General features: G+C 45.0%; 20 protein-coding genes. 3 read left to right on the top strand and 17 right to left on the bottom strand.

Translation table 11 applies throughout. The features are described from left to right. Position 1: 1 nt before the first annotated feature. From K6G33_RS00140 to K6G33_RS00205, 14 genes are all read right to left on the bottom strand, one after another. Positions 2 to 1,378 carry a V-type ATP synthase subunit B gene (locus K6G33_RS00140; protein ID WP_296774909.1) on the bottom strand — a complete coding sequence of 459 codons (1,377 nt, stop codon included), beginning with the start codon at positions 1,376 to 1,378 and terminating at the stop codon, positions 2 to 4. Beyond that, positions 1,378 to 3,147, bottom strand: coding sequence for a V-type ATP synthase subunit A (locus K6G33_RS00145; RefSeq protein WP_296774910.1), 1,770 nt, complete (start codon positions 3,145 to 3,147; stop codon positions 1,378 to 1,380). The genes K6G33_RS00140 and K6G33_RS00145 overlap by 1 nt, the downstream gene beginning before the upstream one ends. A 21-nt stretch (positions 3,148 to 3,168) precedes the next feature. Then, positions 3,169 to 3,480, bottom strand: coding sequence for a V-type ATP synthase subunit F (locus tag K6G33_RS00150; RefSeq protein WP_296774912.1), 312 nt, complete (start codon positions 3,478 to 3,480; stop codon positions 3,169 to 3,171). Next, complete coding sequence (locus K6G33_RS00155) at positions 3,473 to 4,417, bottom strand: V-type ATPase subunit (protein ID WP_296774914.1); 945 nt, start codon at positions 4,415 to 4,417, stop codon at positions 3,473 to 3,475. The genes K6G33_RS00150 and K6G33_RS00155 overlap by 8 nt, the downstream gene beginning before the upstream one ends. 8 nt (positions 4,418 to 4,425) lie before the next feature. After that, entirely contained in the window at positions 4,426 to 5,019 is a 594-nt protein-coding gene (locus K6G33_RS00160; RefSeq protein WP_296774916.1) for a V-type ATP synthase subunit E, read from the bottom strand. A gap of 18 nt (positions 5,020 to 5,037) precedes the next feature. After that, a complete protein-coding gene (locus tag K6G33_RS00165) occupies positions 5,038 to 5,514 on the bottom strand; it encodes a V-type ATP synthase subunit K (protein WP_296774917.1) in 477 nt (158 codons plus the stop codon). After that, positions 5,507 to 7,480 (bottom strand): V-type ATP synthase subunit I, encoded by a 1,974-nt coding sequence (locus K6G33_RS00170; RefSeq protein ID WP_296774918.1) that lies wholly within the window; start codon positions 7,478 to 7,480, stop codon positions 5,507 to 5,509. The genes K6G33_RS00165 and K6G33_RS00170 overlap by 8 nt, the downstream gene beginning before the upstream one ends. A 33-nt stretch (positions 7,481 to 7,513) precedes the next feature. Next, positions 7,514 to 7,822: a hypothetical protein gene (locus K6G33_RS00175; protein WP_296774920.1), complete on the bottom strand. Its 309-nt coding sequence runs from the start codon at positions 7,820 to 7,822 to the stop codon at positions 7,514 to 7,516. A gap of 231 nt (positions 7,823 to 8,053) precedes the next feature. Continuing rightward, the gene (locus tag K6G33_RS00180) at positions 8,054 to 8,512 is read right to left on the bottom strand and encodes an NUDIX domain-containing protein (protein ID WP_296774922.1); all 459 of its coding nucleotides are present in this window, start codon (positions 8,510 to 8,512) and stop codon (positions 8,054 to 8,056) included. Continuing rightward, on the bottom strand, positions 8,505 to 10,283 hold the full coding sequence (gene aspS, locus K6G33_RS00185) for an aspartate--tRNA ligase (RefSeq protein WP_296774924.1): 1,779 nt from the start codon (positions 10,281 to 10,283) through the stop codon (positions 8,505 to 8,507). Before aspS ends, K6G33_RS00180 begins: the two co-directional genes overlap by 8 nt. 1 nt (position 10,284) lies before the next feature. Further along, positions 10,285 to 11,619, bottom strand: a complete 1,335-nt coding sequence (gene hisS / locus K6G33_RS00190) for a histidine--tRNA ligase (protein ID WP_296774926.1) — start codon at positions 11,617 to 11,619, stop codon at positions 10,285 to 10,287. A 68-nt stretch (positions 11,620 to 11,687) separates the two neighbouring features. After that, positions 11,688 to 12,089 carry a methylglyoxal synthase gene (locus K6G33_RS00195; protein WP_009984662.1) on the bottom strand — a complete coding sequence of 134 codons (402 nt, stop codon included), beginning with the start codon at positions 12,087 to 12,089 and terminating at the stop codon, positions 11,688 to 11,690. 41 nt (positions 12,090 to 12,130) lie between these two features. Then, positions 12,131 to 12,868, bottom strand: coding sequence for an AAA family ATPase (locus K6G33_RS00200; protein WP_173449456.1), 738 nt, complete (start codon positions 12,866 to 12,868; stop codon positions 12,131 to 12,133). Between the two features lie 191 nt (positions 12,869 to 13,059). Further along, positions 13,060 to 13,566, bottom strand: a complete 507-nt coding sequence (locus K6G33_RS00205; RefSeq protein WP_296774929.1) for a shikimate kinase — start codon at positions 13,564 to 13,566, stop codon at positions 13,060 to 13,062. Between the two features lie 161 nt (positions 13,567 to 13,727). Here K6G33_RS00205 and K6G33_RS00210 point away from each other — a divergent pair, with 161 nt between their 5' ends. Next, entirely contained in the window at positions 13,728 to 14,687 is a 960-nt protein-coding gene (locus K6G33_RS00210) for a TIGR01212 family radical SAM protein (RefSeq protein ID WP_296774931.1), read from the top strand. Positions 14,688 to 14,703: 16 nt separating this feature from the next. Here the strand turns inward: K6G33_RS00210 and lysA are convergent, their stop codons facing one another. From lysA to lon, 3 genes are read right to left on the bottom strand one after another with little or no spacing between them, the layout of a single operon-like run. Beyond that, entirely contained in the window at positions 14,704 to 16,002 is a 1,299-nt protein-coding gene (gene lysA / locus K6G33_RS00215) for a diaminopimelate decarboxylase (RefSeq protein WP_296774934.1), read from the bottom strand. A 24-nt stretch (positions 16,003 to 16,026) separates the two neighbouring features. Further along, on the bottom strand, positions 16,027 to 16,635 hold the full coding sequence (gene yihA / locus K6G33_RS00220) for a ribosome biogenesis GTP-binding protein YihA/YsxC (protein WP_296774936.1): 609 nt from the start codon (positions 16,633 to 16,635) through the stop codon (positions 16,027 to 16,029). Between the two features lie 12 nt (positions 16,636 to 16,647). After that, positions 16,648 to 18,987, bottom strand: a complete 2,340-nt coding sequence (gene lon, locus K6G33_RS00225; RefSeq protein WP_296774938.1) for an endopeptidase La — start codon at positions 18,985 to 18,987, stop codon at positions 16,648 to 16,650. 464 nt (positions 18,988 to 19,451) lie between these two features. Here lon and K6G33_RS00230 point away from each other — a divergent pair, with 464 nt between their 5' ends. Together K6G33_RS00230 and K6G33_RS00235 are read left to right on the top strand one after the other, a co-directional pair. Then, entirely contained in the window at positions 19,452 to 19,754 is a 303-nt protein-coding gene (locus K6G33_RS00230; protein WP_019678660.1) for a YerC/YecD family TrpR-related protein, read from the top strand. Between the two features lie 75 nt (positions 19,755 to 19,829). Continuing rightward, on the top strand, positions 19,830 to 22,679 hold the full coding sequence (locus tag K6G33_RS00235) for a glycoside hydrolase family 9 protein (RefSeq protein WP_296774940.1): 2,850 nt from the start codon (positions 19,830 to 19,832) through the stop codon (positions 22,677 to 22,679). The last annotated feature ends 170 nt before the right edge of the window (positions 22,680 to 22,849 follow it).

The following is a 22,849-nucleotide window of genomic DNA, read 5'->3' on the forward strand; positions in this document are numbered from 1 at the left end:
CTCATTTCTGAGTATCATAGTACTTGACCAGATATTCCTCTCTGATTCTTCTCAGCTCACTTCTTGGAAGGAGTTTAAGGAGCTCCCAGCCGATAGCAAGTGTTTCCTCAATGCTTCTGTTGTTATCAAATCCCTGCGAAACATAGCGCTTTTCAAATTCATCTGCAAATTTAGCATACAAAAGATCTGTAGGTGTGAGAGCAGCTTCACCGAGAACGACCATGAGTTCCTTAGCGTCTTTTCCTCGTGCATATGCTGAGAAAAGCTGGTTCATGGTGTCAGAGTGGTCTGCACGGGTCTTGCCCTCGCCGATACCCTTATCCTTCAGACGTGAAAGCGACGGAAGTACGTCTACAGGCGGATTTATGCCCTTTCTGTAAAGCTCACGGGAAAGGATTATCTGTCCCTCAGTGATATATCCTGTAAGGTCAGGGATCGGGTGAGTCTTATCATCTTCAGGCATAGTGAGGATAGGTATCATGGTAATACTTCCCTCTTTACCGTTCTGACGGCCTGCACGTTCATATATAGTAGCAAGGTCAGTGTACATATAACCTGGGTAACCGCGTCGTCCGGGAACTTCCTTACGTGCTGCCGATACCTCACGGAGAGCGTCGGCGTAGTTGGTGATATCCGTGAGGATAACCAGTACGTGCATTCCCTTTTCAAATGCAAGATACTCAGCAGCTGTAAGAGCCATTTTCGGTGTAGCAAGTCGCTCGATAGCGGAGTCGTTAGCAAGGTTGATAAACAGAACTGTTCTGTCAAGAGCACCTGTGCTCTTGAAGCTCTGTACAAAGTATTCGGATTCCTCAAAGGTGATACCCATAGCGGCGAATACAACGGCGAACTGCTCATCTTTTCCGCGAACCTTAGCCTGTCGAGCTATCTGTGCAGCAAGCTGTGCGTGTGGAAGTCCGCTGGCTGAGAATATAGGCAGCTTCTGTCCTCTTACGAGGGTGTTAAGTCCGTCGATAGCAGATACACCTGTCTGAATGAACTCCTGCGGATACTGTCTTGCAACAGGATTCATAGGAAGTCCGTTAACGTCCAAACGCATCTCAGGGATTATCTCCGGACCGTCGTCGATAGGTCTTCCGAGACCGTCGAAAACACGTCCCAGCATATCCTCAGATACGCCCAGTTCCATCTGGTGACCTGAGAATACTACACTGCTGTCCTGTAAATTTATACCTGCGGCATTCTCAAAGAGCTGTACCAGAGCGTTAGAACCATCTATTTCAAGCACACGGCAGCGTCTTCTCTCGCCGTTTTTCAGTCTTATCTCGGCAAGCTCACCGTATGTGACGTTCTCAACGTCCTTTACAAGCAACAGAGGTCCTGCTGCTTCTTCAATTGTTCTGTATTCTCTTGGCATCAGTCTTCCTCCTTGGTAAGCAGCTCATTCAGCTCTGAGGATATCTCCACACTGAGCTTATCAAATTCTGCATCTGTTTTTTCTTCCTCAACGTACTTGAAACGTCCGATCTTTTCTCTTACGGCAAGGTTCGCAACAGCTTCAACATCTGCGCCCTTGTCAAGTGCATCGGCCGCTTCATCATTGAAGTTGAGTATGAGCTTCATCATATAAAGCTGTTTTTTAAGGCTGGTATACGTATCTACCTCATGGAAGGCAAGCTGATGCAGGAAGTCCTCACGTATTGAACGGGCAGTCTCCATTTTCAGACGATCCTTAGCCGAAAGTGCGTCCATACCGATGAGCTTTACGATCTCCTTGAGCTCTGACTCATCATGAAGTATAGACATGAATCTTGCACGGGAATTCATCCAGTCCTTGGATACGTTATTATTATACCACTCAGCAAGGGAATCCGCATAAAGCGAATAGCTTGTGAGCCAGTTTATAGCAGGGAAATGTCTCTGATAAGCAAGGTTTGCATCAAGTCCCCAGAACACCTTTACGATACGGAGAGTAGCCTGCGAAACAGGTTCCGATATATCACCGCCGGGAGGCGAAACAGCTCCGATAACTGAGAGAGCTCCTTCCCTTCCGTCTGTACCGTTGGAGATAACTCGTCCTGCGCGCTCATAGAACTGAGCAAGACGGCTTCCAAGGTATGCAGGATAGCCTTCATCACCGGGCATTTCTTCAAGTCGTCCCGACATTTCACGGAGAGCCTCTGCCCAACGTGAGGTCGAGTCAGCCATAAGAGCTACCGAATAGCCCATATCACGGTAGTACTCAGCGATAGTTATACCTGTGTATACCGAAGCTTCACGGGCTGCAACAGGCATATCGGAGGTGTTTGCAATGAGAACGGTACGTTCCATGAGCGACTTGCCTGTATGCGGGTCTATAAGCTCAGGGAATTCGTTCAGAACGTCGGTCATTTCGTTTCCACGCTCACCACAGCCGATATATACGATTATGTCAGCTTCTGCCCACTTTGCGAGCTGATGCTGAGTTACAGTCTTACCACTTCCGAAAGGTCCCGGGATAGCAGCTACGCCGCCCTTTGCTATCGGGAACAGACAGTCAACGACTCTCTGACCTGTTACCAGCGGCATATTTGGAGAGAGCTTCTTCTTGTAAGGTCTGCCGCGGCGTACAGGCCATTTCTGGATAAGTGTGAGTTCCTTGTCGCCCTTTGCAGTCTCGATCACGCATACTACATCATCTGCATGGAACTCACCGTCGGATATCTTCTTTACTGTACCCTCGATACCGTTTGGGACCATTATCTTATGGAGTACTATATCTGTCTCGGGAACTGTTCCGATAATATCTCCGCCGATGACTTTATCGCCTGCCTTGACAGTCGGAGTGAACTTCCAGAGCGGTTCTCTTTTAAGTGAAGGCACTTCAACACCTCTTGCGAGATTGTTTCCGCAGACCTTCCTTATATCGTCAAGGGGACGCTGTATACCGTCGAAGATGCTTCCTATAAGTCCCGGACCAAGCTCAACGCTCATAGGCTCGCCTGTTGATTCAACATTCTCACCTGTTCCGAGACCTGAAGTTTCCTCATAAACCTGTATGGAAGCACGATCACCGTGCATCTCGATTATCTCACCGATAAGACGCTTTTCACTAACTCTTACAACGTCGAACATATTCGCGTCTCTCATACCCTCTGCAACTACAAGCGGTCCTGATATTTTGATTACTGTACCTTTGCTGTTCATTTCTGCTTATCCGCCTCTTTTCTAATTTAATATATCCGAGCCTACAGCCTTTTCCACTGCCTCGTGCAAAGCTCTCATTCCGTCGCCCGTATTTCCCTCTATTGCAGGTATAAGGACAATAGACGGGAGCTTGCTGCTCCGATATTTATTTATAGTATCTCTCACCAGTGCCGCAGCAGGTTCTGTGATATATATTACCGCAAAATCATTTGCTGCAAGACGTGAGATAAGTTTGTTTATTTTTTCAGGTTCTGTCTCACGGAAAACGGAAAGACCAAGTGCTGCAAAACCTGACACACTTGCGCTGTCACCGATAACGGCTGCTTTATACATATAGCTTTCTCATCCTTTCCGTGATAGTCTCCTTGTCAGCACCGAACTCCTTACATACAGAGAGGATACGAAGATTCTTTATTTCTGCTTCCTTTGCTATGAAGTAAGCTTCAAGAGGTTCAGCGCCGAATGCCTGCATACGTGCTGTTTCGGCAAGCTCTATCAGTACATCATCACACCACTTCTCATACTGTGCAGTTGACTCTTTGAGCAGTGCTCCTGCATTTGAGTAATGGGAAGCTTCAAGGAAACTGAACAGTGATTCTGCACCGCCAAGTGCTGCCTTGATGAGAGCATCTTTTTCCAGCTCATCGCTTCCGCATACAGCTGTTTCCATGAACTGAGCTGATTTATTCAGAATGCTGCATCTGTAAGCAGTCTTTATGTCAGCGCAAACCGTAAGAAGATTGGCATAACGCTTCATAAAATCGCTACCGTATCTTACAGCACTCTTCTGCATAGCCTTTAGCGCATCTGCATCAATAAGCGAATCCGAAAGCTGTCCGTCAAGCGTTCTTGTGACGAGCTCATATGCTTTAGCAGCGGTATCCCGCATATACTCAGGCAAATTGTCATACTCTTTTGTATTTATCGCGTCAACAAGCACGGGGAGCTCCACGTTTGAAGGTGATATATAATAATGCTGAGGATCTCTGTTTGATATGATAGCTTTAAGAACTGCTTTGAGGTTATGGAAATCGTTCCTGTAGAGCAGTATCTCAAGCTCCTTGCAATCGGGGGCATACTCTCTGAGCATAGCCCAGACCTCTGCAAGTCCGTCGCTGTTTGCTCCCGAACCTCTTTTGGAGGCTATTATGGAATCCACTTCCGCCTTGCTCCTTGCATTTACGAGCTGGTCGATGTCGCTTTTTCCGAGGAGAGTATTCTCCATTGCTCTGACAGCACCTACAGCGTTCGCATACTTTGTACCGTTCATACCATCACCTACCTGAACAGTGCTCTTGCAGCTATATCTCTGACATCTTCCTTTTCAGCTTCAAACATAGCACGGAAACTGCAATTCTCCGATATCAGACCATAGCTCAGGATAAAACCGTCATCTATGTCAGCTTTTTCCTTTGACAGAACGATGCTGCCGCCTTTATTCTTGGCAAGCTCGCTGAGCTTCTGCTCAAAATCCGCAGGAACTCTCGCAAGATCATTGCTTCCAAGGCTTATAACGCCCTTATCCGACTGCATATGACGTTCTGCCAGCTTTAATATCAGCTCAAAGTATTCCTTATCAGGCAATGATCTGAGCTTTGTTATTGTTTTTTCGATCGTTTCATCTATAAGCTCGACCTTTGCAGCAAGAATTCTGCGCTTCATATTTGCATCTACAGATGCACAGGAATTCTCAAAGTCCTTTTCTGCCTGCTGCTTGGCTTTCAGAAGATGCTCTTCATATGCCTTATTAGCATTGACTTCGCCTTCTTCTTTGATAGCCTTTGCCTTTGTTGTCGCAGCTTTCAGGATACTGTCTTCTGTCTGCTTCTGCTGAGCTTCGATGAGGTTGAGGATCTCGTCAAGTCCCGACATTTCTCCACCTCCGCTTTATCAGAGTGCTATATTGTAGATGATAAGGATAGAAATAAGGAGCGCAAGGATAGCGTATGTCTCTACCATAGCAGCCATGATGATACCCTTACCGTTGTGATCCGGCTTCTTAGCTGTGATGCCTACGCCGGCAGCAGCTGTCTTGCCCTGAACGATTCCTGAGATAAGTCCGACTACTGCGATCGGGAGTGAAGCAACAAGGAACTGAAGTCCCTGAGCTGTTGTAAGATCAGCTGCTGAACCGCCGATAAGTCCTATACGGCTGAGAAGGATAATAGCTGTAAGGAGTCCGTAAAGTCCCTGTGTACCGGGGAGAAGCTGAAGGATAAGCACCTTGCTGAATTTAGAAGGATCAACCGAAACTACACCCGCAGCAGCCTCGCCAACGATGCCTACGCCCTTTGCAGAACCGATACCTGCCAGAAGTGCTGCAAGAGCAGCTCCTATAACCGCTAAAACTATTCCTAAATTATCCATTGATATTTTCCTCCTTGAATTTAATATACTGAGTATTTACTGTAAGCGGTGAGAATTCTCTTCCGCCGCCTGTATAGAATTTCGAGAACAGCTCTACGAACTGTAATCTGTCTGTATGAACATATGCACCAAGAAGATTGATCGCAAGGTTTGCGGTATGTCCAATTATGAAAACTATCACGAGAAGAACACCCTTTACAGCCATATTCTTAGGCATTGTTCCAATAAGATTTATAACGCCTGCGATCGAGCCTGTTGCAAGTCCCAGCGCAAGAAGTCGTGAATACGAAAGAATATCACTGAGATATCCTGTTGCCGTATTGTAAAGTGCATACACTCCGCCGAAAATCTTTCCGAATATCGACTTTGAATTTCTTCCCGATGTAAGCACGAGAAGTACAACACCTGCGATCATCAGGTAGGCGCCGATGGTTTTAAGCTGATCGGGAACGCTTGTGAGTATGCTTGCCGCAAGAGGTGCAACGCCGATAACTGTAAGGTATATTGGTACTGTATCAAGAACTGCATCGAGCTTTTTTCCTGCGTCCCACGACATCTTGAACGATACTGCCACACCAAGGAAAAGGTGAAGGATTCCCAGTGCAAACGAGTAGAGCAGAAGTTTTATCGGATCGTCGATAGGCTGGAACCAGAGTGCAATGCTGCCGATCTCCTTATGGAAGAACTCTCTGCCGACTACCTGTACTATATCTCCGAACCAGCTTCCGAACAGCGTTCCCCATATCACAGTTGATATGCCGCAGTTTCTGAACATTGTCAGGGTTTTACGCATACTGATCTCAAGCTTGAATTTTTTAAGGGCGATAGTCGTGCCGATAAGCATTACAAGACCGTATCCTGCATCAGAAAGCATCATTCCGAAGAAAAGATAATAGAAGAATGCCATTACAGGTGTAGGATCCACATCTCCCTTTCCGGGGAGAGCATACATTTTCGTGATGCCTTCCACAGGTTCCGAAAATTTGCCGTTCTCAAGGAGAACAGGAACGTCCTCGTCCTCGGAAGGATCGGTAAATGTTATTGCAGCGGTATATCTGGATTCTATCTCCTTTTGCAGCTGCTCTGCGTACTTCTCGGGGATATATCCATTGAGCACGAAAGTACTTTCCGTAAATCCAAGGCCGCTCAGAGCGTCATACTTTTCCTTACGCATTTGCAGGTAGTCGATAACAAATCTGAGCTGCTTTCGGTTCTCGGCAAGCTTTTTAATATTTGCCTTTGCGTCCTCGGAAGCCTTTTCAAGCTTTTCTATCTCAGCTTTATACGATGAGATAAGCTCATTCGGTGTTTTATTTTCGGGATCGGAAACCGATACAAATGCAAGCCTTCGCAATACGTCGCCTGCTTCGTCAAAAGAGCCTTTGCTGCACAGTATAAAAAGATTTGTCTGTTCCTTTGAACCGCTGATGACCTCGACACTGCAATTCTCAGGCAGCTGTTTTTCAAGCTCCTCGGCAGTCACAGGATACGGAAGCGTACCTATATAAGCCGAAGTAGTGGCAGTTCCTTTAAAATTGAGCGGAACATCAAGAGCCTTCCATGAATCGAGCATATCGCATCTTACTTCAAGCTGTGCGACAGAATTGGCTGAATCATTTATAAGGCGCTGATTTTTTATGATCTCATTTGCTGCGCCCATGACTTTTTCCATCTGCATTGCTTCCTTGCCGAATTCATGCTTCTCGACCTCAGTCTTTCCGCTGAACATATCTGCAAGACTTGCAGGCTCAGGCGCGTGATCGTCAATTATTTCAAGCGCCTGAACAGCTGTATTGCGGAACTTTTCAAACTCACCCACAACAGCTGTAACATTGGTATTTTCGAGCTCTTCATCATCATTGCGTGATATCTCGACAACACCTCGGCGCTGGAGCAGTTCGATTATCTTTTTACTATCTGTAAGCATAGCAATAAGCTCGATCTTTTTCATTTTGAGCTTCGCCATATTTTACATCACTCTCCTCTTGTCAGACAATTATCAGAAAAATCTGCTGATGATCTCATCAACAGCAGAATTCATATTCTTTTCCGCAAGCTGCCTGATCTTATTAATGCGGTCAGAACATTCAGCCTCTGACTTTTTTTCGTAAGCCTTCAGCTTTTCATCGTATGCGCTGCGTATCTTAGCTGCTTCCGCTGTTGCTTCACTTATTTTTTTCTGGATCGCAAGTGAAGACCTTCCTGATGCTGTGCTTATAATGTCATCACGCTGCCGTCGCGCATCAGCATTTTTCCTGTCAGAGAGCGCTTCTGCTTCGAGTATTTTCTTTACTGCTTCTGACGCCATTAAAATACCTCCTTCAAAAAATGACCAACGGTCATTTGATACATTGATTATACCACCCTTTCAAAGTGCAGTCAATAGATAAATTATGAATAAGTTTTGATAAAAAACAGAAAGGGAGCTTACCCTACAGACAGCTCCCTTGCAAATAATCCATTGACAATAAATATTATACCTCAAATCGGTAAAAATGTCAATGAAAATTTTCATAAATTATATAATTTTTTATTGTTTTTATACGCCAAATATCTCGTACTCTCCTGCTTTTAGAGAAATCGACCTGTAATCGCCTTTTTCAAGGGTATTTTCACGGTCATTTATGTACGCATTGAGTATAGCACGGCTCATATTTGTGATGTCACTTCTGTTAACAGCTTCCTCAGGTGTCAGAAGGAGTACTTCACTGTTCTCATAGCCGTCAGAAACAGGCTCGCCGGATATATATTTCAGACGGAACACGATTATCCACTGTTCTGTGCGGAACTGCACTGCAAAAACCGATTCCGCCTGCACGTTTACGCCTGTCTCTTCAAAGAATTCGCGCTTGACAGCTTCTGTAGGAAGCTCGCCCTCTTTTACATATCCTCCCGGGATAAGTATACGTTCCTTTGCGGCACCGTATGTATGGCGGACAAAAAGTATCTTTCCGTCTATATCGAGTATTCCGCAGACAGCATAGTATCTATTACTCATCTTCTTTTTTCACAACGCTTATGCCAAGGACTTCAAGGCTTTCATCGTCAACTGTTGAAGGACATTCGGACATGAGCTCGCTTGCATTCTGTACCTTCGGGAATGCTGTAACGTCACGGAGACTGTCAGCCTTACACATTATCATTGCGATACGGTCAAGACCGATGCCCATACCGCCGTGAGGCGGTGCACCGTAGCGGTACGCGTCAACAAGGAAACCGAACTTAGCCTGTATCTCCTCATCAGTCATGCCAAGAGCTTCAAACATCTTCTGCTGGAGCTCGAAGTCTGTGATACGCATTGAACCGCTTGAAAGCTCTGTTCCGTTAAGAACAAGATCCCAAGCCTTTGCACGTACATTCGCAGGATCGGTGTCAAGATATTCGAGGCACTCCTCCATAGGCATAGTGAATGGGTGATGAGCAGCTACCCATGTATCGTTCTCGTCATCGTGCTCGAAGAATGGCATCTCTGTTATCCAGAGGAAATTGTACTTATCATCAGGAATAACGTCCATTCTCTTGCCACAGATAAGTCTTATAGCGCCGAGTGTTGAAAGAACAGTCTTTGTCTTGTCAGCACAAATGAGAACAAGGTCGCCCTCATGTGCATCAACTGCTGCACATATCTTTTCAAGGTCGCCGTCAGCAAGGAACTTCTTGAACGAGCAGTTAGGCTCGTCAGCCCAGCGGATATAAGCAAGACCCTTTGCACCGATGCCCTTAGCGTGGTCAACGAGCTTGTCGATCTCCTTACGTGTGTATGTAGCTGCGCCATTCTTAACATTGATAGCACGAACTGATCCGCCGTCCTCGATAGCGCTCTTGAATACAACAAAGTCTATATCCTTAACTGTGTCTGTAATATCCTGGATCTCAAAGCCGAAACGTGTATCAGGCTTATCAGAGCCGTAGCGACTCATTGCATCTGCAAATGTAATTCTCGGGAGCGGAGTAGGAACATCAACGCCGATAACTTCCTTGAATACACGCTGGATAAAGCCTTCAACGCACTGCTGGATATCCTCTGCATCGACAAAGGACATTTCAAGGTCGATCTGTGTGAACTCAGGCTGACGATCAGCTCTGAGGTCTTCGTCACGGAAGCAGCGGGCAAGCTGAACATATCTGTCATAGCCTGCGATCATAAGGAGCTGCTTGTATATCTGAGGTGACTGCGGAAGGGCATAGAACTTGCCCTGATGAACTCTTGATGGGATAAGGTAGTCTCTTGCGCCCTCAGGTGTGGACTTCATCATCATAGGAGTCTCAATTTCAAGGAATCCGTTCTCGTAGAAGTATTCACGAGTTACCTTTGCTATCTCATGGCGCATAATGATATTCTGCTGGAGCGGTGCGCGTCTGAGGTCAAGGTAACGGTATTTAAGTCTGAGCTCGTCGTTTACCTTTGTCTCGTTTGTAATCTCGAAAGGGGGTGTCTGAGCCTTTGCAAGGATCCTGAGATCATTTACAAATATCTCCACATTGCCTGTTTTGAGCTTATCGTTCTTGCTCTCACGCTCACGTACCTCGCCCTTTGCCATGAGAACATACTCGCTCTTGCAGATCGAAGCCTTCTCAAAGATCTCACGATCAGTCTCATCGTTGAAAAGGAGTTGAACAACGCCTGTTCTGTCTCTGAGAACGATGAAGATAACACCGCCCTTGTCTCTGATCCTGTCAACAAAGCCGCCTACTACGACTTCCTGTCCTGCTTCGGTAACTTCTCCGCAGTAGTGTGTGCGCTTTAAACCTTTCATACTGTCTGCCATTTTACTTATCCTCCCCTGTGAATGCAAACATCGAACTATTCTCGGCATCCATAACGTCGAGAACCTTATTAAAATACTCATTCTCAAAATTTGCTGTAAACTTGTCATCGAGCTTCAGTTCCTTCTCGCGACCTGTCTCCATCTCCTTGAGACGAGCTTTTCCTTCATTAAGTTCATTATCGCCGATAACCATAGTGTAAGCAGCGCCTATCTTGTTAGCATACTTCATCTGAGCCTTTACGCCTCTGCCCATAAGGTCATATTCAGCGCAGTATCCATACTCACGAAGTCCCTTTACAAGCTCCATTACCTTTTCAAGAGCAGCATCGCCCATTGTAGCGAAATAGATATCACACTTTTTAGGTGTAAGGTAATCACAGCCCAGTTTTTCCATAAGAAGCAGTATTCTCTCGATTCCCATCGCAAAACCGAGCGCAGGGATATGCTGTCCGCCGAGCTGTTCGATAAGACCGTCATATCTGCCGCCTGCGCAGACTGTTCCCTGAGCGCCGATCTCATTTGTGATAAACTCAAAAACAGTCTTTGTATAATAATCAAGACCGCGAACGATCTTCGGATCAATAACATAATCTATGCCAAAAGTTTCGAGATGCTTCTTGAAGGTCTCGAAATGATCCTTGCACTCATCGCAGAGATAATCGAGGATCACAGGAGCGTCTTTGCCTATTTCTTTACAGATAGGGCTCTTGCAGTCAAGAAGTCTCATAGGATTCTTGACGAAACGTTCCTTGCAGGTATCGCAGAGTTCTTCGAGATGCGGCTCAAAATAAGCTCTGAGAGCCTCGTGGTACTTTGCACGGCAGCTCGGGCAGCCGATAGAATTTATATGCAGCTCCACATTCTTGAGTCCGAGCCTTGAAAGAAGTGTACTTGCAAGTGAGATGACCTCTGCATCGGCAGCAGGAGATGCACTTCCCGCCATTTCCAGACCGAACTGGTGGAACTCACGAAGTCTGCCGGCCTGCGGACGCTCATGACGGAAGCATGAAAGCATATAGAAAACCTTCTGCGGCAGAGCTTCATTAAGAAGTCCGTTCTGGAGCAACGCACGGATAGTACCCGCTGTACCCTCAGGACGAAGAGTGAACTCTGTCTCCTTAGCTTTTACCGTGTACATTTCCTTCTGTACAACATCGGTAGTTTCACCTACAGAGCGCAGAAACAAGTCTGTATTCTCAAATGTAGGTATCCTTATCTCAGAAAAACCGAAGCTCTCTGCGGTCTCTCTTGCAATCTTCTCAATAGTGTGCCATTTATAGACATCTTTAGGTAGAACGTCCTCAGTACCGTTTGGGCGTTTGATATTCATAGCCATAAAAATCAGCCTTTCCTGTTTGTTTATTACATGAAAATTGTCCCTTTATGAAGGGACAATTAAACATTTCAGATGCTCGGATTACCGACCTCACGCCAATCAAGGTCGCCTCTCTCAAGGGCAAGTATAAGCGCTTCGGCGGTAGCGATATTTGTTGCAACAGGTACGTTGTGAACATCACAGAGTCTGAGGAGGTTCATTCCGTGAACATCTGCTGCCTTAGGATTGATAGGGTCTCTGAAGAAGAGAAGAACATCTACTTCGTTACATGAGAGAAGTGCGAGTATCTGCTCTGCTCCGCCCTGTCCGCTCAGATATCTTTTAATGGGGAGCCCTGTAGCTTCGCTTACCTGCTTTCCGGTTGTGTTGGTTGCTATAAGTGTATGCTTGGATAAAATTCCGCAGTAAGCACTGCAGAACTGCACCATCAACTCTTTTTTAGCGTCATGCGCAATAATTGCGATCTTCATATATAGGTCCTTTCCCCGCAAAGCGGAATGTTTTTCTGAAATTATACAGTCTTTACTGTAAGCGGGACAAATTCTCCGCCAAGACGCTTTGAAATTGCATCAAATGCTCTGAGAGCCTCACTGTCTGTCGGGATAGGAGTTCCCTTGCCCGTAGCTACTGTCATCTTGAAATCATCAGGGATAACGCCGATAAGCTGTACGCCGACCTTGTCAATGATCTCGTCAAGGTTGGAGATAAGCTCTGCGCCTATTATCCTCTTGCTGATCTTATTGATGATAAGACGCTGGCTCTTGTTTCCTCTGTTATAGAATTCATCAGACATAAGACTTGCATCTCTGATACACACAGGATCAGGAGTGGATATCACAAGGATAAGGTTTGCCTGTTCAACGATATCAAATACATGGGAGTTGATACCTGCGCCTGTATCTATGATTATATATTCAAAGTACTTCTTTACGGAACGACATATTTCAACGATCTTCTCAGCACTTACCGCTGTAAGTGTTTTAGGTGCGCAAAGGATACCGAGATTTGATGCCATTGGTATCTGAGCAACTGCCTCAAGTGCAGTTTTTTTACCGCTGAGCACATCGCCAAGGTCATATTTTATATTGTCTTCAACACCAAAAATGATATCAAGACACCTCAGACCAAAATCGAGTTCAACAATAAGAGTTCTGTGTCCCTGCTTAGCAAGAGTATAACCAAGACCTGCACATACGGTGGATTTACCTGTTCCGCCTTTTCCTGAGGTAACAGCAATAATTTTAGACATTTTTTTTCCTTTCCGATATCCGCAAGCCAAAGCAGTTTTGCTGCATAGACGGCACGGAAGTCTGATAATTATTATAATAATAACCTACTGTACATTATAACACATAATTAGCTAATTGTCAAAGAAGTTTTTAATACAAAATATAAAATTGTGCAAATCAGCTCTTTTCCGAGTTTGTGATTGTATACTTTTTACAAATGCTTCTCCAACTCAGCTATTGCCTTGCTGACCGTTTTTTCGACGTTACAGCCGTTCTCGTCTATAATGATATCTGAATATTTTTCATAAAGAGGTATGCGTTCCTTGTATAGTCCGCTCAGTGACTGTCCTTCACGAATGACCACACCTCTGTTTTTTATGTTTCCGAGGCGGTATCTGAGCTTTTTGTAATCGAGCTTCAGGTAGACAATGATCCCGTTTTTGGCGAGATTCTTCATTGCAGCCTCACCGTATACCGCACTTCCGCCTGTTGCAATAACAGCACTGCTTGTACGGAATCCGCTGAGTATGCGGTTTTCTGTACTGATAAATCCGTCAATACCCTTTTCGGCAATAATATCTTTAAGGAGCTTTCCTTCTTTTTCCTGTATGACAAGATCGGTATCAACGAACTTATATCCAAGGATCTTAGCAAGGATAACTCCGACTGTACTTTTGCCTACCCCGGGCATACCAATAAGAACGATATTTTTCTTCACGCTTCATACCCCTATATCTTAATACATAATCTTATTTTAACTCACTTTGTGCAAAATGTCAATAGATAATCGCGCCATATATTGCGATATTTATTTTTTATATACTAAATATTGACAAAAATCACATATTATGGTAACATATTTTCACAAGGAGGAGTAATATGCATCATAGTCCCTTTGTTTTTTCGGCTGATAACAAGCGCTATCACACGCTGAATTATTACAATAAAACAGTTTTCGGCAGAAAGATATATAAAGCTGTTATAGACTGCGGTTTTACCTGTCCGAACATTGACGGTTCAAAAGGCAGCGGCGGCTGTATTTTCTGTGACGGAGGAAGCGGCTACTTCACAAACAGAGGTCTTGATATAAATTCGCAGCTCGAACACGAAAGAGAACGCATCTGTGCAAAATACGGCAAAGATGCCGGATTCATCGCATATTTTCAGGCAAATACAAACACTTACGCTCCCATAAGCGTCCTGCGCGAGCTTTATTCAAAGGCTGCCGTTTTTCCGAATGTATGCGGCATATCTGTCGGCACACGCGCCGACTGTCTTTCCGATGAGGTCGTAGAACTGCTGAAAGAAGTCAATTCCCGAACTTCACTCACTGTGGAGCTCGGTATGCAGAGCTGTCACGACAGCACTCTTCTGCTCATCAATCGCTGCTATGACCACAAGGAATTCTGCGAAGGCTATATGAAGCTGAAAAAAGCAGGTATAAGAACTTGCCTGCACATCATAAACGGGCTTCCGCGTGAGACTTCCGAGATGATGCTTGAAACTGCAAAAGAAGCGGCAAGGCTTTCTCCTGACGCTGTGAAATTGCAGATGCTCCACGTTATCCGCGGCACAATGCTCGAAAAAATGTATCGAAACTGCGATTTTACGCTGCTTGAACGCGATGAATACACAGACATTATTGTGAAGCAGCTCGAAGTTCTGCCGCCTGAGGTCGTTATTGAGCGTATCACAGGCGACGGCGACAAATCAAAGCTCGTCGCACCTATGTGGAGCGCAGACAAAATAGCTGTTCTCGGAGGCATTGACAAAAGGCTTGCCGAACTGGATACGTGGCAAGGAAAAAAATACGAAAAAAGTAACAGGCAAGGTTCATGACCCTGCCTGTTTGCTTTTATATGTCGTTTCTTATAACATCATCAAGGCTCTCTCTCTTTACCGCGATCCTTGACTCGCCGTTGTTTACGAATACCACAGCAGGCTTCTGAAGTCTGTTGTAATTTGATGACATAGAGTAATTATAAGCACCTGTTGCGCATACAGCTATTATATCGCCTGATTCTGCGTGCTGGAGCGGCATATTCTCACCGATAAGGTCACCGCTCTCGCAGCACTTACCTGCAATAGTAACCTTTTCGCTGCGTTCCTCGTTTGCCTTGTTTGCAACTATAGCTTCATACTCAGAACCGTAGAGGATATATCTCGGGCTGTCAGCCATACCTCCGTCCACGGATACATATGTACGTATATTCGGTATCTCCTTACGAGCACCTACTGTATAAAGTGTGATTCCAGCAGGAGCTGCTATGGAACGACCCGGCTCAATAAACATAGTCGGGAGCTTTACGCCGAGTCTGTCACACTCAGTTCTTACAACGCCCGAAACTCTTTCGAGGTATACTTCAAACGGAGCAGGATCATGATCTTCAAGGTATTTTATGCCGAAACCTCCGCCAAGATTGAGTCCGTCTATCTCGTATCCGAGTTCATTCTTGATCTTAGCAATAAACGCAAGCATCACTCTTGCAGCTTCCTCAAACGGCTCGATATCGAATATCTGTGAGCCAATATGGCAGTGCAGTCCGTAAAGCTTTACATTTTTGCAGTTTACAGCCTCTTTAACAGCTTCAAAAGCTTCGCCCGTTTCCAGCGCAAAGCCGAATTTACTGTCTATCTGACCTGTTTTTACAAAGTCATGTGTATGAGCATCAATACCCGGCTTGATCCTGAACATTATATTCGGCTGAACATTCAGCTCTGCGGCAATGCTTTCAAGTCTGCGGAGCTCGCTTATATTGTCAACGATTATGTGTCCAACGCCCTTTTCAAGAGCAAAGCGGATTTCTTCATCTGTCTTGTTGTTGCCGTGGAAGCCCACCTTCTCCATAGGGAATCCTGCCTTGTAAGCTGTGTAGAGCTCTCCAATGGAAACTGCATCAAGACCGTCGCCTTCACTTGCAACTATCCTGCACATCTCCATGCAGGAAAACGCCTTGCTTGCATAGTGTACTTCGCCCTTGCCGTTGTAATACTTTTTCATGCTGTCATGGAAACGGCGCAGAGTATTTCTTATCATCTGCTCGTCCATAACATACAGCGGCGTGCCGTATTGACTTGCAAGTTCGACTGTGTCAACTCCGCCGATGGTCAGATGCCCCGCGTTATTGACACCAAGATTTTCGGATACAAACATTTTTAACATCCTTTCAGGTTATATTTATTCGTCAGAGACCTCATTGTCATCTGCGATTTCCTCAACTATCTGCCTGAGTTCCTCCACGCCTTCAAACGTCTGCGATGAGAACGGTATTACATGGATATCTTCAAAGCAGGGTATCTCGTCTTTAAATGCTTCAAGACGCTTTTCACGTTCGGTCTTGTTGAGCTTATCAGCCTTTGTGAGAACGAGCACGAACGGCATCTCTTCATCAATAAGGTAATTTATCATATGAACATCGTCTTTTGTAGGTGCATGGCGCATATCCACAAGCATGAAAACAAGTCTGATATCCCTGTCCGAACCGAGATAGCCCTCGATAAGTCCCGACCATCGCTCCTTCTCGGATTTTGCGACCTTTGCATAGCCGTATCCGGGAAGATCGACAAAATATATATTTTCAAGGCCATAGAAGTTTATGGTGGCAGTTTTTCCCGGGACAGAACTTACTCTCGCAAGGTTCTTTCTGTTGAAAAGCTTATTGATAAGAGTTGACTTGCCGACATTTGAATGTCCCGCAAAAGCTATCTCTATCCTTTCGGGAGCAGGTATCTGCGAGAATTTTCCATATGCTGCGGTAAACTCCGCCTTATTGTAATTGAGCTTCACTGCAGCTCCTCCTTATTTTATCAGTGCTGTATCGAGCACATCTGTCAGATCATCAGCGTAAACGAACTCGATAGCGTCCTTGACGACCTTGTCTACTTCTTCAAGATCAGGCTTATTGGCAACAGGTATGATGACTTTCTTAATGCCTGCCTTATATGCAGCCATTGTCTTTTCACGAAGTCCGCCTATAGGAAGTACCTTTCCGTGAAGTGTAACTTCGCCGGTCATTGCAATATCTGCTCTTACCTTCAGCCCTGAAAGCGCCGATACAAGTGCAGTTGTCATTGTAACGCCCGCAGACGGACCGTCCTTCGGAACAGCGCCCTCGGGAGCGTGTATATGCAGATCGTCTTCCTTGTAGAAATCGGCAGGTATACCGTATTTATCGGCAATGCTGCGGACATAGCTTACTGCTATCTTCGAGCTCTCCTTCATAACATCTCCCAACGAGCCCGTTACCTCTGTCTTTCCTGTCCCCTTCATAACGAGAACCTCGATAGGCATGAGAACTCCGCCCACAGATGTCCATGCAAGACCGTTTACCACACCGACCTGATCTTTCTTGGACGACAGATCCGCAAGGTACTTGCGAATTCCCAGATAATCGGGAATATCCTTAGCTTTTATAGTAACTCGTTTAGCTTCATCTGCTGCTATTTTCTTTGCTGTTTTCCTGCAAAGTGACGCAATGCTCCTCTCAAGAGAACGAACGCCCGCTTCCTTAGTGTAATACTGTATCAGCTCGTCGATAGCATCATCTGTTATTTTAAGCTGTGAAGCCTTCAAACCATGCTCTTTCAACTGCTTTGGTATGAGATGCTCCTTGGCGATGTGGAACTTTTCCTCGGCTGTATAGCTCGGCAGTTCAATAACTTCCATACGGTCAAGAAGCGGAGCAGGTATGGCACTTACGTTATTTGCAGTTGTTATAAATACCGCCTTGCTCAGATCAAAAGGCACCTCTATGAAATGGTCGCGGAACGCATTGTTCTGCTCTGCATCAAGTACTTCAAGCATAGCAGACGAAGGGTCGCCCTTTATATCGCTGCAAAGCTTGTCTATCTCATCGAAAAGAATGAGCGGATTTGCCGAACCTGCCTGTGATATGGCAGTGATGATACGTCCGGGCATAGCGCCGACATATGTCTTTCTGTGACCGCGGATATCAGCTTCATCACGCACTCCGCCCAGAGACACTCTTGCATACTTTCTGCCCATTGCCTTAGCAACCGACTTTGCAATAGATGTCTTTCCGATACCGGGAGGGCCCGCAAGACAGATTATCTGTCCCTTTATCTCGGGATTAAGCATATGTACTGCAAGAAATTCAAGTATTCTTTCCTTTACCTTTTTCAAGCCGTAGTGATCCTTTTCAAGAACAGCCTCAGCCTTGTCTATGGAAAGCTTTGCTTTCGTGTACTTGCCCCATGGAAGATCAAGAACTGTATCAAGATAATTCTTGATAACGAAAGCTTCCTGTGACGACGGCGGCAGCTTTGTAAGCTTATCAGCTTCTTTGAGGAGCTTCTCCTTACTCTTTTCATCGAGTTTGAGCTCCATGATATCGTTTATGTAGCCGAAAGCCTCTTCACCCTCATCTTCACCGAGCTGCTCCTGAATTACCCTGAGCTGCTCGCGGAGGTAAAATTCACGCTGTCCCTTGTCTATACTGTTCTTAGTCTGCTCGTTTATGAGGTTCTCAAGTTCGAGTATCTCGACCTCTGATGTCAGGCAGGCAAACAAGACCGAAAGCTTATTGATAACATTGGTCTCTTCAAGAAGAGTCTGCTTGTCTCTGTAATTGAGGTTGCAGTTGAATGTAACTGTCTCAAAAAGCTTTATCGGTGAATCTTGCGTCATTATGGATGTAAGGAGCTCCTTAGGCATTTTCGGGAAGAATGAAGCATATCTTTCAAATACATCCTTGACCGAACGCATAAGAGCTTCCGCTTCGACCTCATCATACTTCGCCCTTGAATAGGTTGGTGTACGCTTTACCTCAGCCTTGAGCACAGAACCGTCATCAATGAGATGAACAAGATTAGCCTTATATACACCTTCCACAAGGACCTTCATAATGTTGTCGGGCAGCTTGAGCACCTGTTTGATCTCCGCAACAACGCCGACCTTGTAAAGGTCGGAAGCTTTAGGATTTTCTATGTAAGCCTCATGCTGTGTAACAAGGAAAAGCTTTCCGCCCTCTTTCAGGGAGCGCTCTATCGCAGAGACCGATTTACTGCGCGAAACATCGAAATGCATCACCATTTTAGGAAATGCAACAAGACCTCTCATAGCCACTGTATAGAGGATATTGGATTCTTCTATTTTATCACTTTTAATGATCTGTTCCATAAAATCACCGCGTTTCTATATTTATCATATCTATCCTTATGAACAAAAATGTGTTCTATTTTATTATACTATAAATCGAAATAAAATTCAACCCCCATTTAATCCATATAATAAAATTAATTTATCATCTCGCATTTTAAGAATTAAATCATGATACAAACTTTTTATTTTGATGTCGATTTTCAGGGTGTTTCTTGTTGATTTGTACGAAATCTTGTGATTATTTGGTGCGTTACGCCAAATTTTGCGGACTTTTAAAAATATTCTTTACTTTTTGTTGAGAATATGATATGATATACACAAAGGTGTAAAAATCAAAAAAGATTGCTAAACATTTCACAGACTTTTTGTGTAAATCATTTTTTCTTTTTTATGAAAAGGGGTTTACTTTTACGGAATAATGTGCTAAAATGTAAAGTATGAAATTGTTTAATTACGCCTTTTGGGCAGATTGGAGAATTAATATGATCGACAAAATAAAATCCGAAAGCATGGATCTGCTTTTTGAAGCTATTCTTACTCTTGATTCCGTTGATGACTGCTACAAATTCTTTGATGACCTTTGCACAAGTATCGAATTAAAGGCTTTCGCTCAGAGATTACACGTTGCCAAGCTCCTCGACGAACACAGAGTATATAATAGTATCGTTACCGAAACAGGTGCAAGCACTGCTACCATCAGCAGAGTAAACCGCTCACTCAAAGACGGCAACGATGGCTACAACATAGTTTTCGATAGGCTTAAAAAGAAAAATCTGCTTAAATGATCTTTGGTTATTGAGTTCGGTCCCTACAAGGCAAGGATCGTATTCATGAAATAAATATCTGAAAGGAAGATTTAAATGAAAAAGGCGAAGATACTCAAAAAGTCAATAGCCTGCCTGTCAGCTGCTGCTACACTTATGTCAAGCAGTATAGTGACAAGTGTTAACGCTGCTGTCATTACTGAAGGCAAAGAGAACAATTACCACAACTTTGCTGAAGCACTTCAGCTTGCTTTGTGTTTCTATGATGCAAACAAGTGTGGTGATAAGGTTGCTGACGACGGCTACTACTCATGGCGTTCCAACTGTCACGTTATCGACGGTGAGATTCCTCTCCAGCCAATGAGCCCGATGCCTACTGTGGGCAAGGGCAAAACCGACGACCAGCTCAAGACAGATCAGGGTCTCGGTGCAGGTGACGAAGGAAAAACAAAGCCAAATCTCGGTGACGATGACCCCACTCTTTATGTCGGCGTAAACATGAGTGAGAAATTCATCGAAAAAAATAAAAAATATCTCGATCCCGACGGAAACGGTACTCTTGATCTCACAGGCGGCTGGCACGACGCCGGTGACCACGTAAAATTCGGTCTCCCCGGAAGCTACTCTGCTTCTACTGTAGGCTGGGGTTATTATGAGTTCCGCGATGCTTACGAGGATCTCGGTCTTCAGAAGCACGTTGAAGATGAGCTCCGCTGGATAAATGATTACTTCATGAAGGCTACTTTCATGGACGAAGACGATAATGTAGTTGCTTATTGTTATCAGGTCGGAGAGGGTAATAACGACCACAACTACTGGTGTCCTCCTGAGCTTCAGGTAGATGATACAATGGTAGCTTCTTCTTCATGTGCTGTTAAGCGTCCTGCTTACTTTGCAACAGAGGAAATGCCTGCTTCGGATCAGTGCGCAGGCGCTTCTGCTTCACTCGCTATAAACTACCTCAACTTCAAGGATACAGATAAAGAGTACGCTGAAAAGTGTCTCAAATACGCTAAGGCTCTCTACGATTTCGCTGTAAAGACTCATATCGAAGAGTGGAAGCCCGGCATGGTTCCAAGCAATTCAAGCCTCGGCTACGACGGCGGCTTCTATACATCAAGCTATGACTACGATGAACTTGCATGGGCTGCTGTATGGCTCTACTACTGTACAGAAAATTATGATTATATAAATGATATCATCTCAGTTGATACTTCTGAGCCGATTTCTGACAGTGGTTCATATGATGCAGATGCTCAGACAGGTCAGCAGCCTTCTTACGCTTACACAGGCTATATGAAGCGTATCATCACTGATACAGGTAACTGCTGGCAGAACATATGGGTTCACTGCTGGGATACTGTATGGGGCGGCGTTTTCGCTAAGCTCGCTCCTATAACAAACACTGCCCGTGACTGGTACATCTTCCGTTACAACCTCGAATTCTGGTCAGGCTGCGCTAAGACTATCGACAGCTCAAGCTGGGGTTATGAGCCTGTACACGGTCATAAGTACTTCGGCAGAGACGATTATCTCTGGAACACACCTATGACTTGCGATCAGATCCCTGACCTCAAGGACAGCGAAACAAGCGGCGACTTCATCGCTAAGTCTCCTAACGGCTGGGCAGTTGTTTCAGGTTATGGTTCAGCTCGTTACAATACTGCTGCTGGTCTTTGCGCTTGCGTATACGCTAAGACTACAGGCGATGATACATTCCTTCCATGGGCAAAGGCTCAGATGGAATATATCCTCGGTAAGAACCCTATGGGTTATTCTTACGAAGTAGGTTATGAGTCAAACTTTGCTTCACATCCACACCACCGTTCATCACACTGCTCAGCTACACAGAGCATGGATGATCCGATAATCCAGGTACACACCCTCTGGGGTGCTCTCGTTGGCGGTCCTGACCTCAAGGACGTTCACGTTGATGAGACAAAGGACTACATCTACAACGAGGTTACTGACGACTATAACGCAGGCTTCTGCGGCGACCTTGCAGGACTTTACCACTTCTACGGTGCTAAGGGCAAGGAGTACGAAAAGGAAAACTATGTAATCGAAGGCTTCGATATGTCTAAGAACGCTATCGGTTACGATCAGGTTGATGCTGACGGCAATGAGCTTCCTGTTGGTTACTTCGTATCAGGCGGTAAGGCACAGGAAAAGAAGGACGGTATCCAGCTCAAGCTCGTTCTCAGCAACAGAACTACTAACCCGCCAAGATTTGAGTGCGATGTAAAGGCAAGATATTACTTCAATATTTCTGAGCTTATAGATCAGGGCTACGGTATTGATTATATCGTTCCACGTATCGACTATGACCAGGAAGCAGGATATACAAACAATAAGTCTCATGCTACACTTTCAGAACCCGTCAAGTACGACGATAAGGGCACATACTATGTTGATGTAACATGGAAGGACTGCAAGTTCTACGGCAGCCGTGTATATCAGTTCGCTCTTACAACAAAGATGGATCCTGAAAAGAACATCTACCCTGAGTGGGATTCTTCAAACGACTACAGCTACGGTGATCTGATAAGCTTTGAAGACGATAACGCTGCTGCAGCTATCACAAACAAGGTAACACTGTACGCAAATGACAAACTCATATGGGGTACTGAACCAGACGGAACAACTCCTGATGCTGATACACAAAAGCGCGATACAGATGTTAAGCCATCTAATGAGCCAACAAAGGTTTCTTACGGTGATGCAAACTGCGACAAGGGCGTTGATATGTCAGACGTTGTTCTTGTAATGCAGTCACTGGCAAGTCCTAACAAATATGGTCTGAACGGTTCACAAAAGAACCATATTACTAATCAGGGACAGGCAAATGCAGACTGTGATCTTACTTCAAAGGGCGTTTCAACAAATGACGCACTTGCGATCCAGCTCTCACTGCTCAATAAGGTTTCACTCCCTGTCACAAAGTAAAAAATCAAAACGGAGGACGTTTGTCCTCTGTTTCAGCCTGTCCACAAAGCCCCTCTGCGAGCAACGCAGAGGGGCTAATTACACAGAATATCAGGCAAAAACAAGATCAGAACACAAAAATGGGATATATACAGTATAAAACAACGAAGGCTGACGATCCTTTCTGAGGT

The sequence above is a fragment of the Ruminococcus sp. genome (genome assembly GCF_024691275.1).
GTDB lineage: Bacteria > Bacillota > Clostridia > Oscillospirales > Ruminococcaceae > Ruminococcus.